The following is a 19,934-nucleotide window of genomic DNA, read 5'->3' as shown; positions in this document are numbered from 1 at the left end:
GACGGGTGGCCGCCTCTCGCAACAACCACGGAGACACATGCCATGTATCGAACCACGGACGGTGAAGACATTTTCATCATCGACGGACACGTCCATCTATGGGACGGCAGCAAGGCCAACTTGAAGAACGTGCATGGCCAGCAGTTCATCGATTGCTTTTACGCGTATCACTCGAACCTGAGTCCCAAGGAGTATTTGTGGCCGAAGGAGAAGTTCGACAACTACGGCCCGGAAGTCATGTATGACGACCTGTTTGTCAAAGGTTACGACGACATGGCAATCTGCCAGCCGACTTACCTGACGGACTTTTACAAGAACGGATTCAACACGACTGAGAAAAATTATGAGCTGAAGAAAAAGCATCCGCACCGTTTCATCGTCAACGGCGCGTTCGACCCGCGCGACGGCGAGGCCGGACTCGACTATCTGGACGAGCTGTCCGAGACGTATGGGATCAAGGGCGTCAAGCTCTACACGGCGGAGTGGCGCGGTGACAGCAAGGGCTACAAGCTGTCGGACCCGAGCGTGCAGAAGTACCTGGAGCGTTGCGAGAAGCTGGGCATCAAGAATATCCACGTCCATAAGGGCCCGACGATCCTGCCGCTGAATCGCGACGCTTTCGACGTTGCCGATGTCGACGATGTGGCGACCAGTTTCCAGAACCTGAACTTCATTGTCGAGCACTGCGGCCTGCCGCGTCTGGACGATTTCTGCTGGATCGCGACCCAGGAGACGAACGTCTACGGCGGTCTTGCGGTGGTGTTGCCGTTCATTCACACGCGTCCGGAGTACTTCGCGCATGTGATTTCGGAGCTGCTGTTCTGGATCGGCGAAGACAAGATCCTTTACGGCAGCGACTACGGTATCTGGTCGCCCAAGTGGCTGATCGAGAAGTTCATGGCTTTCGAATTGCCGGAGTCCGTCAGCAAGGAAACCGGCGTGCAACTGTCGCTGACGGCGAAGAAGAAGATTCTCGGGCTCAATGCGGCGCGGTTGTACGGTATTGATGTCGAGGCGCAGAAGAAGTTGCTGAAGGATGTCCGGCAACCGGCTGCGGTCGGGGCATGAATACCATGGCCGCCACGAGCGCGAAAGCTGCAACGGCCGCCGTCGATCGGGCCGCCGAGGTGTGGGCGCAACTCGCATCGGTCGCCGATCCCGAACTCGACGAATCGGTGACCGAGCTGGGTTTCGTCACCCGCGTGGAGGTGGACGCCGGCGGCGGCGTGCAGATTGGCTTCCGGCTGCCGACGTACTGGTGCGCCGCCAACTTCGCCTTCCTGATGGCCGACGACATGCGCATTGCTGTCGCGGGCTTACCGTGGGTGACGAAGGTGACGATCGGACTCGGCGAACATATGTACGCCGACGAGATCAACCGCGGCGTGGCGGCCGGGCGGTCATTCCAGGACACCTTCGGCGCTGAGGCCAGCGGTGAACTCGAGGACATCCGCCGGACCTTCATGGTCAAGGCTTTTCAGCGGCGGCAGGAAGCGCTCCTGACGTCGCTGCTCGAACGGGGCCTTGAACCTGCGCGGCTCGTGCGCATGAGCGTGGCGGAACTCGCTGGCTTGCCTGATGATTCCGCAAGCCGGCGACTCGTGGAACGCTACCTGGCGCGGCGCTTCGTCGTCACAGGCTGTGCCATTGACGCTGCGCAGGCCGACGAAGCAGCTTTCGTCGACAGTCACGGTGCGTTGCTCGATGCGGACGGGCTTGGCGCCTACTTGCGCGCCTTACGGCGGGTCGGCGTCAATGCGGAATTCAACAGTGCGTTGTGTCGCGGCTTGCTGGCGGCGCGGTACGGCGAGGAGGACGCAGCCGCAGCCGTGCCGCAAGTCGAGATCAAGCCCGTGCATTTCGTGCCGCTCGGCGATTGGAAGAGCGCTGTCAGGCTCGCGTAATTCGGCAACACCGCGGAATCGGTTTGAAATGTAGCAATCCAGAATATTCCAACAGGAGGAGATGAATCATGCCGAATATCATGCTGCACGACGACGAGGCCCGCATGGCGCTCGGCCGCGGTGTCGCCAAACTGGCCAAAGCGGTAAGAGGCACGCTCGGGCCTCGCGGAATGAATGCGATCATCGACCGTCCGATTGGCACGCCGATCATCTCGCGCGATGGTGTGAGCATCGCCAACGAGATCGAGCTGGAAGATCCGTTCGAAAACATCGGCGCGCAGGTGGTGCGCGAAGTCTCGAAGCAGACCAATGAAGTCGCCGGCGACGGCACTACCACGGCCACCGTGCTGGCCGATGCATTGGTCCAGGAGGGTCTCGCCAGTCTCGCGGACGGCGCCAACCCCGTTGAACTGGTTCAGGGGCTGGAGATCGCGGTAGACGAGGTGATCGCGGCGCTCAGGCGGGCAGCGACACCGCTGCGCGGGAGCGAAGAGGTGCGCGCCGTGGCCGTGGTCGCCGCCAATGACGAGGTCACCGGCGCGATGGTGGCCGAAGCGCTCGAGCGGGTGGGTCCGGATGGCATCGTCGATGTCGAGTACGGCACGACGGTCGAAACCCGTCTTGAAGTGGTGGATGGGATGGCGTTCGATCGCGGCTACCTCTCTCACCATATGGTCACGGACATCGAACGAATGCAGGTGGTGCTCGACAATCCGCTCATTCTGATGACCGATCAGCGGCTGCAGTCGGCAGAGGAAGTGGCGGCGCTACAGGCGCTTGCCGCACACAGCAAACGCCCGCTGCTGGTCATTGCGGAGGAGGTCGCCCCCGCCTGTGTCATGGCCCTGCTGGCGTGGCGGGACAATGGCGGGGTGCCGGTGGCGGCGATTCATCCGCCGGAGTACGGGCATTGGCGCAAGGCCATGCTCGAGGATATCGCTATCGTCACAGGCGGGCGGGTGATCGCCCGTGATCTGGGCGGCAAGCTCGAAACCACGGAACTGCGCGATCTTGGCAGCGCAAGGCAGGTGCGCATCTCGTCTAACCAGACCATCATTACCGCTGGCGGCGGCGATCCGGCTGCTGTTGCCGCACGCCGTCAGCAGGTCGCGCGGCAGTATGAGATGGCCCCGGAGAATGTCGAACGCGACAAATTTCAGGTGCGTCTCGCCAAGCTGTCCGGCGGTACCGCGATGATCCTCGCCGGCGGCGCCACGCCGGTCGAACAGAAGCGCCGGCTTCACCTGATCGAGGATGCAATCAATGCGGCACGCGCGGCGATTGCCGAGGGCATCGTGCCAGGCGGCGGGATGGCGCTGCTGCGCGTGTCCGCGGAACTCGAAGGCGTGATTGCGCGGACCCACGGCAGTGTGCAACAGGGTGCGAGATTGCTGCAGCGCGTGCTGGCGAAACCGCTCTATCACATCGCGACCAATTGCGGCCTTGATGGCGCGGCGATCGTGTCCGAGGCGGTGCGTGCGAAACCGGGCGTGGGTCTCGACGCCCGCACGGGCAAGTTTGTCAACCTGATGGAGGCGGGCATTATCGATCCGGTCAAGGTCAGTTATAGCGCGGTACGCAACGCTGCATCGGTCGCCGGCTTGATTCTGACCACCCAGACACTGATTGCCAAAAAGCCGGACACGATCGATCCGACCGCTGGGCCGGCGCTTGGCGCCGGCGCCGAATTGCTCGGCCGAAAATAGTGACGCTACAACCGGTCTTCGGGTCGAGGACCGGCAAAAAAACGGCCGCTGCCGGCGTGTTTCGGGCGGCCATCAATAGACACGGAGACAACGATGAGTATTGGCGCGGCTCCTCGATTCAATGCCGTCGCGACGACGGCTCGGTACCTCGGTGCACGGTCCCCGATTCGCCTGCTCAAACTCGCGTCGGGGTGGACAATCACACTCTGCGGTACATTGATTATTATGTCCGATATGGGCACGGCGGTCGCTCCGCTGTTGCGAGGCATAGTCGGTGCAATCGGCAGTGCGATGCCGTGAATGCCATGCCTGCCCGGTAAATCGGGCACTCCTGTCATTTTCATGAGCAAGGAGCCAAAGCTTGGACGATCGCGTTCGTAAGGCAGCCAGACCGGCGACGAGAACCGAGCGCACAACGCTTGCGGTAAGAGAGGTATTGGATGGCCGCCGCCGCGGCGCGCTGATGCTTCTGCCGTTTGCAGGACCGGCAGTGGTGGTCTCTGTTGCCTATATGGATCCGGGCAACTTTGCGACGAATATTCAGGCGGGCGCCAGATACGGTTACGCGTTGCTCTGGGTGGTGCTGTTGGCAAACCTTGTGGCGATGCTGTTTCAGGCGCTCTCGGCGAAGCTCGGCATCGTCACGGGGCGAAACCTCGCGGAGCTATGTCGCGAACGGTTTCCGAAACCCGTCTTGCTGATCATGTGGGGTGTAAGCGAAATTGCCGCGATGGCAACCGATCTGGCCGAATTTCTCGGCGGCGCGATCGGACTCTCGTTACTGTTTCATATGCCCTTGCTCGCCGGTATGGCGGTCACGGCGGTAGTGACTTACGGCCTGCTGTTGTTCGAGAGCGCCGGTTTCCGTCCTCTTGAACTGGCGATCGGAGCGCTCGTCGGCATCATCGGGTTGTCCTACCTTGCCGAATTGTTCATCACGCCGATCGCGTGGCCGAGTGTCCTGGCCCATACGTTTTCCCCTCAATTGCCCGACGCGAATGCGCTCACGATTGCGGTCGGAATCGTGGGTGCAACGGTGATGCCGCACGCGCTTTTCCTGCACTCCGGACTAACGCAACGGCGAGCACCCGCGAGAACGGAGCGCGAGCGGGAAAAGTTGCTGAAATTCTCGAATATCGAGGTTGTCATTGCATTGGCCATCGCCGGTCTCATCAATATGGCGATGGTGATCATGGCCGCAGGTGCATTTCATCACGGGCATCCCGAGGTGGCGGAGATCGAAACGGCCTATCACACACTGGCGCCGCTATTAGGCATTGGGGCGGCAGGGATTTTTCTGTTGTCGCTGATCGCTTCGGGCATATCGAGTTCCGTGGTCGGCACGATGGCGGGTCAGATGATCATGCAAGGCTTCGTGGGTTTTCGCATTCCGTTATGGTTGCGCCGGGCCGTCACGATGGTGCCGAGTTTCGTCGTGGTGGCGCTTGGAGTCAATGCGACCCAGGCGCTCGTCCTCAGTCAGGTTGTATTAAGCCTCGCGTTGCCGCTGCCGATGGCCGCGTTGCTATGGTTCACCTGCCGCGAGGACGTGATGGGCATCTACAGAAATCGCGCGTTCATCGCGGTGATCGCCACACTGGCGGCATTCGTGGTCTTATTGTTCAATGTCGTGCTGATACTGCAAACGTTCGGCGTTTCGATTCCTGGCTTGCCAGCCTGAATGGATCGCGATGCAGGCATATACTTATCAGCGATCGCGTCGCTGGGTTTGACTGGCAGTCGAGCAAAAAAGCACGCCGCGACATATTTGCGAGTCACGCCGAAGCCAGCCGCAGAGCAGGTTCCGAGCTGACCCATCGCATAGGAGGAGAGTTGTGACGAGACAGCAGCTCAGCACCATGTCGGGTCTTGGCAATCAGGCCGCTCTGCGCCGGGTAGTGGCTAACGCGCAGCGTGCGAACGACCGTCACTCAGACCGGGTCACGATGCTCGCATGGGAGCGTTTTCTCGCGGGCGAGCCGTCCACGTCCGCGCCTTCGGCGCTGATCGACTCCTGGCGACGCAGTCTGCAATCCGGGGTCAATCCCACTGCGGGATCGGCACCGTTCGCGGTTCACGGCGACGCAGTCGAGGCGCTGCGCTGGCGGCACCGGGAGTTGCTGGCGGCGTCTGATCGTCTTTTCACGGTGACCGCAGATCTCTTTGCGGATTCGCATTCGATCCTGCTGCTCACCAATCAGGATGGTGTGATTCTCAAGGCCGCAGGAGACTTGCGTACCTTGGCGGCCGGCGAAAAGATTCATTTGACGATGGGTGGCGACTGGCGTGAAGGCCAGGCCGGCACCAACGGCATCGGCACCACGCTCGCCACCGGCCAGCCCAGCTATATCCACGGCTCCGAGCACTTCTGCGAAGGGATCAAGTCGTGGAGTTGCGCGGCGGCGCCGATTTGCGAACCTGGCACCGGCAAGATTCTCGGCGTGCTCGACATTTCCGGGCCGCCTTCCACCTATCAGATCAACAACCTCACCTTGGCGGTAACGGCCGCGCGTCAGATTGAAATGGTGCTGGCCGAACAGGCGGCTCGCGAGCATATGCGCCTGCTGGCCTTCTGTCTGCAGCGCCTGTCGTCATCCGATGCCACCGGGATGATCGCGATCGATCGGGCCGGGCGGCTTGTGCATACCACCGGCAGGGTGCCATTGCCGGTCAGCATCGGAGAACGCTTCCCCGGTATGGATGAGACTTCCGCGGTGGAGGACTGGGCGCAACATCTGCCCAAAGGTTTGCATGCCGACTGGCTCAATCCGGTTGTGGTCGATGGCAACACGATCGGTGCCATGCTCGTTGTTCCCGTGCGGTCGCAGCCCATCAACGCCCGGATCGCCGAGCGCAGTGGCGAGGCCGATCCGCAGCGCAGCTGCTTCGCGCAGATCCAGGGGCAAAGTGCAGCAATGCTGGCCGCCATCAACCGCGGTCGTCAGCTGGCCCGCAGGCGTGTTCCGGTTCTGATCGAGGGCGAAACCGGGGTCGGCAAGGAACTCTTCGCGCGCGCCATCCATGGCGAAGAAGGAGGAGGTGGGCCTTTCGTCGCGTACAACTGCGGAGCCGCGTCGAAAGAACTGATCGCCAGCGAGTTGTTCGGCCACGTGCGTGGTGCCTTTACGGGCGCGACTGCCGAAGGGCGGCCAGGGCGATTCGAACTGGCTCACGGCGGCACGCTATGTCTCGACGAAATCGGCGAGATGCCGCTCGAACTTCAACCGGTCCTGTTGCGTGCCCTGGAGGAGGGCGTCATTTACCGGCTAGGGGACACTCAGCCGCGGCGCGTCGACGTGCGCCTGCTGGCAATGACCAATCGCAATCTGCGCGAAGAGGTCGACTCGGGCCACTTCCGACGTGATCTCTACTACCGCATCAGCGTGACGCGTATCCGCATTCCGCCGCTGCGCGAACGGGACATCGATATCGATCTCCTCGTCGCGTTTTTCAACCGGCGACTCGCGCAACGCCACGCGGTGCCCGAGCGGCGACTAAGCGACGACATCATGACGGTGCTACGCGCTTATTCATGGCCCGGTAATGTCAGGGAGATGCGCAACGTCATCGAAAATCTGCTCCTGACGTCCAACGAAGAGGCGGTGACGCTCGATGAGCTGCCTGCTGAACTGCTCGACGAAACCGGCACCGCCGGCGTTGTACTGCCTGCGCACAAGCAATCGGGCAGTCTGGAGGAAACGGAGCGTTTGGCCATCGTCCGGGCAGTGCAGGATGCGCACGGCAATCTCGCCCAGGCGGCCCGCTCATTGGGTGTCTCGCGCAGCACGCTATATCGCAAGCTGGAACTCTATCAAATGGAAGCCATTGCCAAACCGGCTGGCGAATGAGCGCTTGCCGCAGACCTGCTGCCGATTGAATTGCCCCGGAATTGCCGCGGGAATCGTGGAGGCGGGTTGGTTTAAGTTGATAGCGGCACAGCAGCGCCAGCTCGTGCGCAACACATAACTTTTATCTATCGGGCCTTTTGATTAATTTGATGCCTGCAACGCTGAATAATCGTCTGCGGTGAGCCGTTATACACGGATGCTCTCGGGATCCACCGCGCGCAATCGCAGGAAACGCAAAGATAATGAAAAACATGACGATTGTTCGCTGGCTCGCTATGACACTCGGTGGCGCGTTGCTCGCGCTGGCGGTGGTTGGCGGCTACGGATTAATGCAACTTCGCGCATCCTACCAGCGTATCGAAGGGCTGGAGACGCGCACGGTGCCGAGCCTGAAATCGATATCGGCCGCGCTTGATAACGTTGCCGCAATGCGGCTTGCCGTTTACCGCTATGTGGTCGACGGCGTCGACGATGCCAGCCGCTCGGGCATGAAACGGGAAATTGCCGAATCAGACCGTCAGTTTGACGACGTGATTGCTCGCGCGCTGGCTCACGAAGTCTCCGACGACGCCGATCGAAAACTGTTCGAAGCGGATCGTACCCGCATGACCGCGTATCGCGACGCCCGTCAAGCGTTCTTCGAGAAGATGCAGGTGGGCGAGCGCGATGGCGCCCTCGCAATGCTTCACGACGGCGGCGCCGTTCATAACGCTGCGCTGGCGCTGAACGATGGGTTGCACGAGCATCTGAGCGAGGACATCGCTCGCGGTAACCTCGTGCGCGAAGAAAACGCGAATGCGTACCGATTTGCATTCGGCCTGATGCTCGCCGTTGCAGGCGCGGCACTCGTGGTGACCGGGGTGCTGGGGAGCCGCCTCTATGCGCTTATCAGCCTGGGTATGCGTCAGATGCAGGAAACGCTTCAGCGGGTCAGCCAGTCACTGGATCTTTCGCAGCGCGCAAGCGTTGTGCGAATGGACGAGATCGGTCACACGGCAACGGCATTGAACAGCCTGCTTGAGCAGATGGCCGGCGTTGTCGCCGAGGTGCGTTCATCGAGCGATGCGGTCGGTGTGGCGTCGAAGCAGATTGCCGCCGGCAACCTCGATTTGTCTTCGCGTACTGAACAGCAGGCCGCGTCGCTGCAACAGACGGCCAGCAACCTCGGCGAGCTCACGGCAACAGTGCAGCAAAACGCCGACGCCGCGCGGCAGGCCAACGCGCTTGCTATCAGCACGACGCGAATTTCTGATGAAGGAAATAGGGCGGTTGAACGGATGGTCGACACGATGAACGAAATCGCGTCGAGCTCCTCACGGATCGCGGAAATCATATCGATGATCGAAGGCGTCGCCTTCCAGACCAACATTCTCGCGCTGAATGCGGCGGTTGAGGCGGCGCGTGCGGGCGAACAAGGGCGGGGCTTCGCGGTTGTCGCGGCGGAGGTGCGCAGTCTTGCGCAACGTTCTTCGTCTGCTGCGAAGGAGATTAAGGATCTAATCGAGCAATCAGTAGCAACGATTCAATCGGGCTCGCAACAGGCGCAAGAGGCGGGGCGCGCTACCGCAGAGGTGCAGCAGGCGATACGCCGGGTCGCAGGCATAGTCGAGGAGATCGCTGCGGCGTCGGATTTGCAGGGTCATGGCATCGAGGAAGTTAACGTTGCCATCGGTCAGATCGATCAGGTTACACAGCAGAATGCGGCGCTGGTCGAAGAGGCGGCGGCCGCTGCGCAATCGCTCGACGAACAGGCGACGCGCCTCGACGAGACTGTTTCCATCTTTAAAGTAAGCTCCCAAGTGTAATTTTGGCGTGTGCAATCCTGGCACCCACTGCCGATCCTGACGATGGCGGACGTGTTACGAATGCTCTTCGAGCTGGCGCCTGGTCGCGGACGAAGAAATGATGGCCGAAGCTGACAACAGGGCCGAGAGCGCAAACCCGCTTATTGCAGCACTTGGAATCAGCGAAAGAAAAAATGCCGACATGTCGCCGACATTGGTGCCCCACCATCTGATGGCGGCGACAGCCACCCAGTAGCTTGTGGCGCCGAACTTCATTAGGCGTGCTCTCGCAATCAAGATCAGAAGCAGTGCTAGCGTTGCGATTGACGCGGATATCGGGACGCCAATCCTGACTGAATTGAAGGAGTGGCCAATTGCGTCCGCAGTTACTGTTCCAAGGGTTCCCGCGATCAGCATGGTCAGCCAATAAAAGCCGTCTGTTTGCAATGCGCCCTTTGTTTGTTCGAGTGTCGATCGACGTCGTAGCATCACAATTCCGATGAAGATGATCACCAAGGTGGTAACAACGTCGAAGTAGGTGAGATGCGCGTGGTCTATCGAATAGTCCGCAATATTGGTTGCTGCCGCTCGCACAAGGAGTATGGCGATCCAGTAAAAGGCTTCGCTGCCTTTGGCGCTTGCACGCTCAACAAGCACCAATATTGCAAACAAAAGCGCTAGCACGATCAGGCCTTTGGCCGGTGCCAGCTTGAGGACGTCGGGAATGATGTCACCCAGGTTCGTTCCGCAGATGCTCGCAAGCATGATCGCCGCCCAGTATCTGGCGCTGACGTTTGGAGTGACCTTCAAACGCATAGAGATTTCCTGTTGATTGTTTGAGGAAGCGGCGACGATTTCGGCCGGCACGGGACCCGGTCAACCTTCAGTCCGCATCAAGTCGAAGCAGCATTGGCCTAAGGTCGTCGGACTGACTAATAGAACACGCTTAGGCGAGACGCGGCCAGCGGGCCGCGTTCAGCAATCCCATACTTGCCCAGCAGGACTTACCCAACACTGACAAAGTAAAAAGATTTTTCTACGGTCGAGTAGCCTTCCCGATGTCGCGATCATGCACTCGAAGCTGGCCGGGACGAGATGCTTTCGTACCAGCGCCTAAACGATTGGTGAGATTCGGGAATTGGCATTTTCAAAGCATTTGCCGCGAAATCGACGGTAACGAGGGTCGCAATGTCTGCAGCTGAGAATTCGTCACCAGCGACAAACGGGGCACTTTCGAGTCGTGCATTGAAATCTGCGAAGAAGTTCGACACGCGCTGCTTGCTACGCTCTACCAATGCAGGAATCTGCTCGTAATCGTGCGGCCCCGACAATGCTCGTCCCTTCAATCCGGGCAGAGCATTTCGGACCGCTTCCATGACCGGGGCGAAGCCATCCAGCTCCGCGCGTCGCTCCCACATGGTGACGAGTGCCTTGTCCTTGGATGTCGTACCAAGAAGCGGCTTGTGTGGATAGGCTTCCTCAAGATAGCGCCAGATAGCAAGCACTTCCGTGATAACTGTTCCATCGGCGAGTTGCAGCGCAGGAACCTGCATTCGTGGATTCACGGCCTTGAAGGCGTCTGAAAATTGCTCCCTGCTACCAAGATCAATCGCTCTTCGTGCAATTTCAATACCCTTCTCGGCGATAAAGACACGAACACGGCGAGCATTTGGTGAACCTTTGGATTCGTACAGGAGGGGCGTTTCGATTGGCATTTTGTTAATCCGTTGTGACTGCGCGCGGTTGGAAGAAGGGAACAGGCTTAACGATCAGATTTTCCATATCGACAAGTGTGTCTTCTTCCAGCGCGACGCGCCGGTATGCTTGCCAGTCCGGATCTGCTTCCATGGCGTCGCGGCGTTGCTCGCGATCCGCCAAACTATCGTATTGCCAGAGATGAACAACCCGGCTAAGCGGTCCGATATGGGTCACAAAGAAACCATAGGGTTCACCAAGATATTTTCGCTGAAGCGGCAACGCCAGGCGCTCGTAGGTCTCCAGAAATCGGGCGAGCCGGTTCGGCTTGATGGTGTAAGTACGGTGATCGAAGATCATTCTCTAGTTCCAGGTGCTCTGGCCAATGTCACGCTCGGGTCGCTCTCGAGTTTCTGATCCAGGTGCGTCGGCCTCGCTGGCTGCGAGCTTACGAAAGCCGGCGCATCTGGTCTCCTTGGTCAATCTTTGGCCTCGTATATAGGGTAATCGGCGTATCCTTTTTTCCCACCGTAGTAAAACGTGTCGCGGTCGTAGGGATTGAGGAGGAGATCGCGCTTCATCCGCTCCGGAAGATCCGGATTTGCGAGGAAGTGCCTGCCGAACGCGACAAGGTCCGCGTCGGCCGCTCTGATGATTGCTTCAGCACCGGTTGCGTCAAACCCACCAGCGGCGATCACCGGACCACCGAATAGAGGTCGGAGTTGCCCGGCCGCCACGGGGCTCTGCGAATCGTCTGAGACGTTTCCCGTGACCCGCGGTGCGATGACATGAAGATAAGCCAAACCGTATGCCGATAGCGCTCGGGCAACGTAGGGGAAAGTCACTGCTGGCGAGCTGTCGCCCATGCCACCGAACTTATTGCTTGGTCCAATGCGAACACCGACGCGATCAGCGCCCCAGACGCTTGCCACGGCGTCGACAACTTCGAGGAGGAAGCGGGCGCGATTCTCTACAGAGCCACCGTATGCATCTGTACGTAGATTGGAGTTGTCCTGAAGAAACTGGTCGATGAGATAGCCATTCGCGGCGTGTAGTTCCACACCGTCGAAACCGGCCTCCTTCGCTCGTCGGGCCGCTTGGCGATAGTCGTCAACAAGTCCTGGTATTTCGGAGAGTTCGATTGCTCTCGGGGCAGACGCGGCACTGGGGCCACTCGCTAGAAGCGCCCGAACTTCGGCATTGGTTACGGACGGCGCAATCGGCGCCTGGCCGTTTGGCTGAAGGTCGACATGCGATTGTCGCCCAACGTGCCAAAGTTGCAGGAAGATCCGTCCACCCTTCGCGTGCACTGCGTCGACAATTCTCTGCCATCCTGCCACCTGTTCGTCGGTATAGATTCCAGGTGATCCATAACCCCCATTCCCGGCTGGCGTGATGAAAGTAGCCTCCGCTATCAGAAGCCCTCCTTGAGATGCACGCTGTTCGTAGTATGTGACCATCAGGTCGCCCGGCACGTTACCGGGGACGTCCGCCCGCATTCTCGTGAGCGGCGCGAGCACCACACGGTGCGACAATTCGATTGCGCCGATGCGGATCGGTGAGAAAAGCTTTGACATACAGGTTCCTGTAAATAACGTGGCCAGCGGCGCTTTCCAGGCGCGTCAAAATCGAATCGACTATCTTCAACTCGCCGTCTTGCCGCCGTTTACTCTGATGATTTGTCCGGTGATAAAGGCTGCCTTGTCTGATGCGACAAAGACGACGGCATCGGCGATTTCCTCAGGCGTGGCGCCGCGTTTGAGCGGTACCGCGGAGTAGAACGCCGCGCGCTTGTCGGTTGAGCCAGTGAGGCGGTCCAGCATTGCTGTCTCGGTCGGTCCAGGCGCCACCGCATTCACGCGGACACCGTAAGCAGCGGCCTCGATCGCCGCGGACTTCGTGATCCCTTCGACAGCGTGCTTACTGCCCGCGTAGAGCGAGAGATTGGCGCCGCCGCGCTCTCCGAGCGTCGATGAGATGTTGATGACGTTCCCGCTGCCCTGCGGCTGCATGACGCGTAAAGCATGTTTAAGCCCCCACAGCGTTCCCAGCACGTTGGTGTCGAACAAGGCTGTGTAAGCGTCGGCAGATACATCGGTAACGGGGCCAGGCTTGCCCTCGACGCCCGCATTGTTGACGACGACGTCGAGCCGGCCGAAGCGCGTCACCGCCTTGTCCACGAGGGCGCTCACTTCTTCCTCGCGACGTACGTCAGCAATGACGAACTCGGCCTCGGCACCGAGGCGGCGCAATTCCTCTTCCAACGTTTTGCCCTCGGCCGCCCTGCGACCAGAAACCACCACCCGTGCCCCGTCGTTCGCAAAGGCGAACGCCGCGGCTCGGCCGATTCCCGTCAGGGCGCCGGTAATTAAAACAACACGATTCGTCACGTTAAGTCCTTGGAGGTATGGGTTAGCCGTTGCGGCTCGGTTCGCATGGCGTCACCCGGCCTAATTTGCGGTCATTTCCGGGTTGAAACTCAAATTAGGCTTAAGCGTAGAATGTTTCGGCGGCCCGGAATAAGACTTTGTATATCTGGAGCCATATTCGGCAGGCATGGGGAGAGAGCAATGGAGCTTCGACATCTTCGCTACTTTGTCGCTGTTGCGGAGACGGGTAGCTTCACGACGGCGGCCGAACAGCGGCTGCATACGGCCCAGCCCTCCCTCAGCCGTCAGATCCGCGATCTTGAAGAGGAGGTGGGCGTTGATTTGCTGATACGCGGCGCCCGCGGAGTTGAATTGACAGCGGCAGGCCAGGCGTTCCTCGAGCACGCTCGTGGAACGTTAGCGCAAGCGCAATCCGCCATTGAAGCGGCTCGACGGGCGGCGCATCGTTTAAAGCCCGTATTCGCGCTTGGATTCCTTACTGGGCAGGAGATCGAGTGGTTGCCGGAGGCGATGCGGGTTCTCCGCGACGAACTCCCGAAAATTGAGGTTACGGTCTCCAGCCAATACTCGCCGTCGCTTCGCGATGCCCTGGTGAAAGGCGAGCTCGACCTCGCATTCATGCGGCCGGAGCCGAACGTGCCGGACCTGGAGTACCGGCTTGTTGTCAAGGAGCCATTGGTGGTGGTTTTGCCAAGTGATCACCCTCTCGCGGCTTGCGAAAAGATCGCTCTTCAGCAGTTCGTTGGCGAGACGTTCATCACCGTTTCGCACACTGCCCCTACTGTGCGGACCGTCATCGACGAGTTTGTCCTGCAATCAGGTCTGGACATTCGTGCAAGCTACGAAGTGGATAACCTCGCGATGGCGGTGTCAATGGTGGCATCGACACGCGGTCTCGCGTTGCTTCCGTGTTACGCCAGGAATTTCCTTCCCGCGTCGGTGACAAGCCGTCCACTTGATGTTGAACCGCCGACTATCGACCTGGTCATCGGCTATAGCAAGGCCAACACTTCGCCGATATTGAGTTTGTTTCTTTCCAGAATCGACCATCTACTCGCCCGCTGCAGATCGATAGCGGCCGAAAAACAAGCATCCGTAGCGTAGCTGCCACGAACCAGCGACGCTCGGTCATACGCATTTTCGTTTGTCCTTGTAGTGGGGGCGATGACGGCTTCAGTTCCTCCTCTTCCAGCAAAAAGGATTTCGAGTCTCTCCATTTGCGGGATCTTTAACGGAGAGCCAACTGCGTTAGCTCATCAACTCTCCGTTGCGTCCGCAGGAACGTTGACTTTCTTCAGATCCATACGCCGAACATGCCCACGGGCTCAGGCATTCATCCCACCATCAACCGTAAGATTCGTCCCGGTAACGTACGAGGCCTCAGGCCCGGCAACGAACGCCACCATCGCGGCGATCTCCTCAGCGCGACCATAGCGATCGAGCGCTGTGGCGGCCTTCTGCGGCACCGCCCAGTCGCCTGAGGCGGGATTCAGGTCTGTATCGATCGGTCCTGGCTGGACGTTGTTGACCGTAATCCCCCGGCCTCCCAACTCTCTGGACAGCGCCTGGGTGAACATCCTGACGGCCGCTTTCGTGGCTGCGTAGGGCACGAGCCCTGGCGCAATAGCACGCTCGCCCACCGCCGAACCGATCATGATGATGCGGCCACCATCATTCAGACGCTTCAGCGCAGCCTTGGTGGTAGCGAATACGCCGCGGATGTTGATGTCGATTACTCTATCCATCTCCTCCAGCGTCGTGTCTTCGAACGGTTTCGGAATGGCCGTGCCGGCATTGTTCACCAGCACATCCAGCCGGCCGAACGTCGCAAAAGTTTTTTCGACCGCGGCTTCGACAGCTTTGACATCGGCAGCGTCCGCCTGGATTGCAATAGCCTTTCCGCCATTGAGTTCGATCTCTTTGACCACCGCCGATGCCGCGCTTGCGTTCTTCGAGTATGTAAAGGCCACACTCGCTCCATCCGCGGCCAGACGTTTTGCGATTGCCGCACCGATGCCGCGTGAGCCACCGGTAACGAGTGCCACTTTTTTGGCTAATTCAGACATTTGATTTCCCAGGGTATGCGTGAGCGATTCACCGCGTCACAGAATCAGAAAATAGATTTGCAGTACAAACGTTCGATCTATGGTGCTGCAACGATTGTAGGTTTCCGTGACGGGTGCGACAAAGACCTTATAAGCAAGGGCGGCATGCGTTTTGGGCATAGCAGGGGAGGACATGCCTGCATGCTCCTCGTTCCGATTTCTCGCTTGACAAAGTAACAGACCTGTCCGTAATATAAAAATTAGTTACAGGTCAGTCACTTTATTGTGAGCGGGTCATGGATCAGTTGAACAAGCAGCGCTATCTGGAAGATTTTGCAGTGGGGCAGACGTTCGGCTCTGGGCGGCTGCGCATCGACAAGGAGCGGGTGCTCGCGTTCGCTGCCGAGTTCGATCCGCAGCCCTTCCATCTCGATGAGGCGGCGGCGCGCCACTCGATTTTCGGTGGTCTGGCCGCCAGCGGTTGGCACACCGCCGCCGTGACGATGCGGTTGATGATCGAGACCGAACTCAAGCCGGCTGGCGGCTTCATTGGCGCCGGCCTCGACGAGTGCCGCTGGCCCCGTCCCGTGCGCCCCGGTGACGAGTTGCGGGTCGAGTGCGAGGTGATCGAGGTGCGACCGTCAAAGTCTCGTCCGGAGCAGGGCCTGATCAAGCTCCGAACGACCACGCTGAACCAGGACGACGAGGCCGTGCTCGTGCATGTCGTGAACATGGTTGTGCCGCGCCGGACACACCATTCGTCTTGATACCGGAAGGCGGGATATTCATGGACATCGGTTTCATTGGCTTAGGCATCATGGGACAGCCCATGGCGCTCAATCTGGCCCGCGCAGGAACACAACTCATTGTCTGGAATCGCTCTGCTGACAGATGCGAATCTTTGCGAGCCGCGGGCGCAACCGTCGCGACGAGTCCTGCCGAAATATTTAAACGAAGCCGCGTGGTATTCCTGATGCTGGTCGATGGCGACGCAATCGACGCCGTCCTCGGTCGCGGCACGTCGCAGTTCGGCGCGAACGTTGCGCACCACACGATCGTCCATATGGGGACGACCTCGCCCGACTACTCGCGCGGACTCGACACCGACATTCGCAAAGCCGGCGGCAGCTACGTGGAAGCGCCCGTCTCGGGCTCGCGCAAGCCCGCCGAAGCGGGGCAGCTCCTGGCGATGCTGGCAGGCGAAGACGCGGCCATCGAAAGCGTCCGCCCTCTGCTCGAGCCAATGTGCCAGCAGACGATGATGTGCGGCCCGGTTCCGAACGGGCTTCTCATGAAGCTCGCGGTCAACCTGTTTCTAATGACCACGGTCGCCGGCCTTGCGGAAGCGGCGCATTTTGCCGAACGATATGGCCTCGACATGCAGCAGTTCCGCACTATCGTCGACGCTGGTCAGATGGCGAGCGGCATCTCGCGCGTAAAAATACACAAGCTGGTGACACGCGATTTCGAAGAGGTGCAGGCGTCGATCGTCAATGTGCTGGAGAACAATCGCTTGATTGCGGATGCAGCCAGAGCAGGCGGAGTTGCGTCACCGCTATTGGATGTCTGCTACGCGCTATTCGGCGAGACCTTGGCGTTGGGGCACGGGCAATCCGACATGGCGGCCGTCGTCCACGCATTCGAGGCAAGAACCGATTCCAGCAAGTAATCGCGTTCGACTAGGCCAACAGCTTCGTGGCGGCATCAATGAGGTCGCCCTTCAGATTGCCCGACTCCGCTATCGAACCAGTGACGTATGCGCCGTTGATGACCAGCGCTATCTGAGACGCGGTGCGGTTGGGATTACTAACACGCATTTTGGCGACGATCGCTGCGAGCCTCGTCTGCATTTCCTCTTTGTTGTCTCGAGCGATAACCCGGCCAGGATGCTTGTCGTCGGGAAACTCCGCCATCAGATTAAGAAAGGGGCAGCCACGAAAGGCGGGGTGCGCAATCCGTTTCGCGATTCCAGATAGCAGTGCCTCCAACAAAGCGCGCGGGTCATCGGCGTGCTTCTTTTCAACGTCATCCCACCACGCCCAGAACAACCGATCTTTCTCGGCGGCGAAAGCGCAGATCAAAGCGTCCTTGGAGTCGAATACGCGATAGAGGCTCGTCTTCGACACCCCGGATTGCTCGACGACCGTGTCGACGCCGATGGCACGTATGCCCTCGCGGTAGAACAGATCGCTTGCCGTCGCGAGGATCTTCTCTCGCGCGCTCACTTCGCCCTTGGGCGGGGCTCCCCGCCGGGGTCGGGCTCCTGCCTTCATATCCGCAACCTCCTTTGATTCAGATTTTCTGATTGACAAAGTAACAGATCGGTACCTAGTATGAAAGTTACAGGTCTGTTACTTTATAGGATATACCCATGCGTGTGATCGAAGCGGAAACCTTTTCGGGCTATGACGGGTTGCGGCAGATTGAATTGCCCAAGCCGCAACCGGCGAAGGGCAGGGTGCTGGTTCGTGTGACGGCTGCGGGTGTCACTCCCCTCGACTACACGCTCCTGTCGGGTGGACACCCTCGAGCCAAGGCGCCGCTGGTGCTCGGCAATGAGGGCGCCGGTGTCATCGAGGACGCAGGCGACTCCGGGTTCGCGACGGGAAGCCGCGTGATGTTCACCGGGCCCTACGGCGTTGGCGAGAATGGCACATGGCAGGAATGGCTGCTGGTGAGACCGGAACATCTGGCGTTGTCTGACGCGATAGGCGACGTCGTCGCGGCCAGCATTCCGGTGGCTTATCTGACCGCGCAGATCAGCCTCACCGACGCCGGGTTCAAGCCGGGCATGACGGTGCTGGCGCCGGGAATCGGCGGGTCGGTCGGCAACGCGACCTATCAGCTCGCACGGGCGCAGGGCGCCGGCAAGGTGATCTCCACGGCTGGCAGCGCGGCGAAAGCCGCAAGAGCGCGCGAGCTTGGCTTCGAGGACGTGATTGACCTCACCGAGGAAGGTCTCGCTGACGGCGTTCGTCGAATAACGGCCGGCAAGGGCGTCGATATCGTCATCGAGAGCATTGGCGGCGCTGTGACGAGTGAGGCGTTGAGCAGCCTGGGGCACGGCGGTGTCCTGATCACGTTGGGCTACTCCGCTGGCCGCAAAACCACGATCGATGTCACGGACCTGATCTGGAAGCGCGCGCGGATGGCCGGCTTCTCCCTGTTCGCCCAGTCACCGGCCACGATCGCCGCTGCGTGGCAGCACATCATTCCGTTAGTCGTAAGCGGGTCAGTCAAGCCGATCGTCGAGCGGGTCTACCCCCTCGCTGAAGCGCGTGAAGCCTTGCGTCACCTGATAGAGGATCGGCCGTTTGGCAAAGTCATTTTGACGATGTGACCGACACGACGTCCGGTGATTTTTTGGCAACTGGCCGTCAGCCCAGAGGTGCCAACCGGTATTCGCAATCAACGGAGTAGTTGCTATGGATAAGTTGCAGGGAAAGGTGGCTGTCATCACCGGCGGCTCGTCAGGGATAGGCCTCGCCGCCGCGAAGCTCTTTGTCGCCGAGGGCGCCTACGTCTTCATCACCGGCCGTCGCCAGAGGGAGCTTGACGAAGCCGTGAGGGCCATCGGGGGTAATGTGACCGGCATCCGTGGAGACGTCGCCAATCTGGATGATCTTGATCGTCTTTATGAGAGCGTCAACGCGACAGGGCGAAGAATCGACATTGTCTTCGCCAACGCTGGCATCGCTGAGTTCGCCACGTTGGACGATATTACTGAAGCGCATTTCGACAAACTGTTCAATACCAACGTGAAGGGCGTGCTCTTCACCGTCCAAAAGGCTCTGCCGCTCTTGAACAACGGTGCATCGATCATTCTCACGGGCTCCGTCGCGAGCGCCAAGGGGACGCATGCCTTCTGGGTATACGGCGCGACCAAGGCCGCTATCCGCAATTTCGTACGAGGATGGACTGTGGAGTTGAAGGACCGTGGCATCCGTTCAAACGTACTGAGTCCGGGGCCAATTGATACGCCGATCATTGGTCAGCAGCCTGCGGACGCTATTGCGAGGATTTTATCTACCATCCCGATGGGACGCATGGGGCAAGCCGACGAAGTTGCCAAAGCGGCTTTGTTTCTCGCTTCAGACGATTCGAGTTTCGTCACGGGCATCGAACTCTTCGTCGACGGGGGGAGAGCGCAGATCTGAGCGTCGTTTGTTAGCGGAACGCAAGGGAATTATGGGCAACAAAAAACCCCCGTGAAGCGCTAAGGCTTAACGGGGTGCTTTGTTTCACTTGAAGAGGGAGGCGCCAGGAAAGGACTCGAATGGTTGGCGTAAGTATGTGAAGAGCCGACTGCTTCGCCAACTGCACCTCCGAGAGCCGACTTCCCGGCGGGAGCACGCCTTCCACGATCGCTTCCCGCTCAGCAGGCACCGCCAGGGCGTCGCTGAGCGAGTCGCTGGATGCATCGACCGTGCGCATCCGCGCGTGATATTTGCGGCCGATGGCATCGAGCACTTGGTCCAGCCCTTCGACGGTTTCTCCCGCCGGCGTGCCTTTCGTTGCAGCGGCCATTGACATTCTGTTATTCGGTGAATACCCTGTATACA

General features: G+C 59.8%; 19 protein-coding genes. 11 read left to right on the top strand and 8 right to left on the bottom strand.

Annotation, left to right across the window (positions count from 1 at the left end):
- Window positions 1–42 precede the first annotated feature (42 nt).
- The 6 genes from KHO30_RS17765 (at window position 43) to KHO30_RS17740 (ending at window position 9,263) form a co-directional block, all read left to right on the top strand.
- Entirely contained in the window at window positions 43–1,068 is a 1,026-nt protein-coding gene (locus KHO30_RS17765; protein WP_093632509.1) for an amidohydrolase family protein, read from the top strand.
- Window positions 1,065–1,904: a metal-sulfur cluster assembly factor gene (locus tag KHO30_RS17760; RefSeq protein WP_244864070.1), complete on the top strand. Its 840-nt coding sequence runs from the start codon at window positions 1,065–1,067 to the stop codon at window positions 1,902–1,904. Before KHO30_RS17765 ends, KHO30_RS17760 begins: the two co-directional genes overlap by 4 nt.
- Window positions 1,905–1,972: 68 nt before the next feature.
- A complete protein-coding gene (gene groEL, locus KHO30_RS17755; protein ID WP_211701698.1) occupies window positions 1,973–3,610 on the top strand; it encodes a molecular chaperone GroEL in 1,638 nt (545 codons plus the stop codon).
- Window positions 3,611–3,971: 361 nt separating this feature from the next.
- Window positions 3,972–5,291, top strand: coding sequence for an Nramp family divalent metal transporter (locus KHO30_RS17750; RefSeq protein ID WP_211701697.1), 1,320 nt, complete (start codon window positions 3,972–3,974; stop codon window positions 5,289–5,291).
- 154 nt (window positions 5,292–5,445) lie between these two features.
- On the top strand, window positions 5,446–7,458 hold the full coding sequence (locus tag KHO30_RS17745; RefSeq protein WP_342345966.1) for a sigma-54-dependent Fis family transcriptional regulator: 2,013 nt from the start codon (window positions 5,446–5,448) through the stop codon (window positions 7,456–7,458).
- A gap of 242 nt (window positions 7,459–7,700) precedes the next feature.
- On the top strand, window positions 7,701–9,263 hold the full coding sequence (locus KHO30_RS17740) for a methyl-accepting chemotaxis protein (RefSeq protein ID WP_244864069.1): 1,563 nt from the start codon (window positions 7,701–7,703) through the stop codon (window positions 9,261–9,263).
- A gap of 54 nt (window positions 9,264–9,317) precedes the next feature.
- Here KHO30_RS17740 and KHO30_RS17735 read toward each other — a convergent pair whose 3' ends face one another.
- The 5 genes from KHO30_RS17735 to KHO30_RS17715 all read right to left on the bottom strand — a co-directional run bounded on the left by KHO30_RS17735 (window position 9,318) and on the right by KHO30_RS17715 (window position 13,327).
- Window positions 9,318–10,058, bottom strand: a complete 741-nt coding sequence (locus KHO30_RS17735) for a COG4705 family protein (RefSeq protein ID WP_211701696.1) — start codon at window positions 10,056–10,058, stop codon at window positions 9,318–9,320.
- A 251-nt stretch (window positions 10,059–10,309) separates the two neighbouring features.
- Window positions 10,310–10,957 (bottom strand): glutathione S-transferase family protein, encoded by a 648-nt coding sequence (locus tag KHO30_RS17730; protein WP_211701695.1) that lies wholly within the window; start codon window positions 10,955–10,957, stop codon window positions 10,310–10,312.
- A 4-nt stretch (window positions 10,958–10,961) separates the two neighbouring features.
- On the bottom strand, window positions 10,962–11,297 hold the full coding sequence (locus tag KHO30_RS17725) for an NIPSNAP family protein (protein WP_200622383.1): 336 nt from the start codon (window positions 11,295–11,297) through the stop codon (window positions 10,962–10,964).
- A 119-nt stretch (window positions 11,298–11,416) separates the two neighbouring features.
- Window positions 11,417–12,514, bottom strand: a complete 1,098-nt coding sequence (locus KHO30_RS17720; protein ID WP_211701694.1) for an alkene reductase — start codon at window positions 12,512–12,514, stop codon at window positions 11,417–11,419.
- A gap of 66 nt (window positions 12,515–12,580) precedes the next feature.
- Window positions 12,581–13,327 (bottom strand): SDR family NAD(P)-dependent oxidoreductase, encoded by a 747-nt coding sequence (locus KHO30_RS17715; protein ID WP_211701693.1) that lies wholly within the window; start codon window positions 13,325–13,327, stop codon window positions 12,581–12,583.
- 180 nt (window positions 13,328–13,507) lie between these two features.
- Between KHO30_RS17715 and KHO30_RS17710 the strand changes: the two genes are divergently transcribed.
- Window positions 13,508–14,431, top strand: coding sequence for a LysR family transcriptional regulator (locus KHO30_RS17710; RefSeq protein WP_200654904.1), 924 nt, complete (start codon window positions 13,508–13,510; stop codon window positions 14,429–14,431).
- Between the two features lie 221 nt (window positions 14,432–14,652).
- Here KHO30_RS17710 and KHO30_RS17705 read toward each other — a convergent pair whose 3' ends face one another.
- Window positions 14,653–15,393, bottom strand: a complete 741-nt coding sequence (locus tag KHO30_RS17705; protein ID WP_093632519.1) for an SDR family NAD(P)-dependent oxidoreductase — start codon at window positions 15,391–15,393, stop codon at window positions 14,653–14,655.
- 275 nt (window positions 15,394–15,668) lie between these two features.
- Between KHO30_RS17705 and KHO30_RS17700 the strand changes: the two genes are divergently transcribed.
- Together KHO30_RS17700 and KHO30_RS17695 are read left to right on the top strand one after the other, a co-directional pair.
- Window positions 15,669–16,139 carry a MaoC family dehydratase gene (locus tag KHO30_RS17700; protein ID WP_372342007.1) on the top strand — a complete coding sequence of 157 codons (471 nt, stop codon included), beginning with the start codon at window positions 15,669–15,671 and terminating at the stop codon, window positions 16,137–16,139.
- A 20-nt stretch (window positions 16,140–16,159) separates the two neighbouring features.
- Window positions 16,160–17,041, top strand: coding sequence for an NAD(P)-dependent oxidoreductase (locus tag KHO30_RS17695; RefSeq protein WP_211701692.1), 882 nt, complete (start codon window positions 16,160–16,162; stop codon window positions 17,039–17,041).
- Between the two features lie 10 nt (window positions 17,042–17,051).
- On the opposite strand, the gene KHO30_RS17690 is transcribed toward KHO30_RS17695, so the two are convergent.
- Entirely contained in the window at window positions 17,052–17,645 is a 594-nt protein-coding gene (locus KHO30_RS17690) for a TetR/AcrR family transcriptional regulator (protein ID WP_200622693.1), read from the bottom strand.
- Between the two features lie 98 nt (window positions 17,646–17,743).
- Between KHO30_RS17690 and KHO30_RS17685 the strand changes: the two genes are divergently transcribed.
- A complete protein-coding gene (locus KHO30_RS17685; RefSeq protein ID WP_211701691.1) occupies window positions 17,744–18,712 on the top strand; it encodes a quinone oxidoreductase family protein in 969 nt (322 codons plus the stop codon).
- 85 nt (window positions 18,713–18,797) lie between these two features.
- Window positions 18,798–19,529 carry an SDR family oxidoreductase gene (locus KHO30_RS17680; protein ID WP_200622691.1) on the top strand — a complete coding sequence of 244 codons (732 nt, stop codon included), beginning with the start codon at window positions 18,798–18,800 and terminating at the stop codon, window positions 19,527–19,529.
- A 10-nt stretch (window positions 19,530–19,539) separates the two neighbouring features.
- Here the strand turns inward: KHO30_RS17680 and KHO30_RS39310 are convergent, their stop codons facing one another.
- Entirely contained in the window at window positions 19,540–19,899 is a 360-nt protein-coding gene (locus KHO30_RS39310) for a hypothetical protein (protein ID WP_244864068.1), read from the bottom strand.
- Window positions 19,900–19,934 lie beyond the last annotated feature (35 nt).

Source organism: Paraburkholderia aspalathi (assembly GCF_905220735.1).
Classification (GTDB): domain Bacteria; phylum Pseudomonadota; class Gammaproteobacteria; order Burkholderiales; family Burkholderiaceae; genus Paraburkholderia; species Paraburkholderia aspalathi.
Note: the sequence above shows the minus strand (reverse complement) of the source record. Positions and strands in the feature narration are given on the sequence as shown.

Coding starts and splice junctions, on each gene's coding strand:
- groEL (WP_211701698.1), top strand. CDS start 1,973: ATGCCGAATATCATGCTGCACGACGACGAGGCCCGCATGGCGCTCGGC.
- KHO30_RS17740 (WP_244864069.1), top strand. CDS start 7,701: ATGAAAAACATGACGATTGTTCGCTGGCTCGCTATGACACTCGGTGGC.
- KHO30_RS17705 (WP_093632519.1), bottom strand. CDS start 15,393: ATGTCTGAATTAGCCAAAAAAGTGGCACTCGTTACCGGTGGCTCACGC.
- KHO30_RS39310 (WP_244864068.1), bottom strand. CDS start 19,899: ATGGCCGCTGCAACGAAAGGCACGCCGGCGGGAGAAACCGTCGAAGGG.
- KHO30_RS17700 (WP_372342007.1), top strand. CDS start 15,669: ATGGATCAGTTGAACAAGCAGCGCTATCTGGAAGATTTTGCAGTGGGG.
- KHO30_RS17735 (WP_211701696.1), bottom strand. CDS start 10,058: ATGCGTTTGAAGGTCACTCCAAACGTCAGCGCCAGATACTGGGCGGCG.
- KHO30_RS17760 (WP_244864070.1), top strand. CDS start 1,065: ATGAATACCATGGCCGCCACGAGCGCGAAAGCTGCAACGGCCGCCGTC.
- KHO30_RS17690 (WP_200622693.1), bottom strand. CDS start 17,645: ATGAAGGCAGGAGCCCGACCCCGGCGGGGAGCCCCGCCCAAGGGCGAA.
- KHO30_RS17725 (WP_200622383.1), bottom strand. CDS start 11,297: ATGATCTTCGATCACCGTACTTACACCATCAAGCCGAACCGGCTCGCC.
- KHO30_RS17680 (WP_200622691.1), top strand. CDS start 18,798: ATGGATAAGTTGCAGGGAAAGGTGGCTGTCATCACCGGCGGCTCGTCA.
- KHO30_RS17765 (WP_093632509.1), top strand. CDS start 43: ATGTATCGAACCACGGACGGTGAAGACATTTTCATCATCGACGGACAC.
- KHO30_RS17730 (WP_211701695.1), bottom strand. CDS start 10,957: ATGCCAATCGAAACGCCCCTCCTGTACGAATCCAAAGGTTCACCAAAT.
- KHO30_RS17685 (WP_211701691.1), top strand. CDS start 17,744: ATGCGTGTGATCGAAGCGGAAACCTTTTCGGGCTATGACGGGTTGCGG.
- KHO30_RS17720 (WP_211701694.1), bottom strand. CDS start 12,514: ATGTCAAAGCTTTTCTCACCGATCCGCATCGGCGCAATCGAATTGTCG.
- KHO30_RS17710 (WP_200654904.1), top strand. CDS start 13,508: ATGGAGCTTCGACATCTTCGCTACTTTGTCGCTGTTGCGGAGACGGGT.
- KHO30_RS17695 (WP_211701692.1), top strand. CDS start 16,160: ATGGACATCGGTTTCATTGGCTTAGGCATCATGGGACAGCCCATGGCG.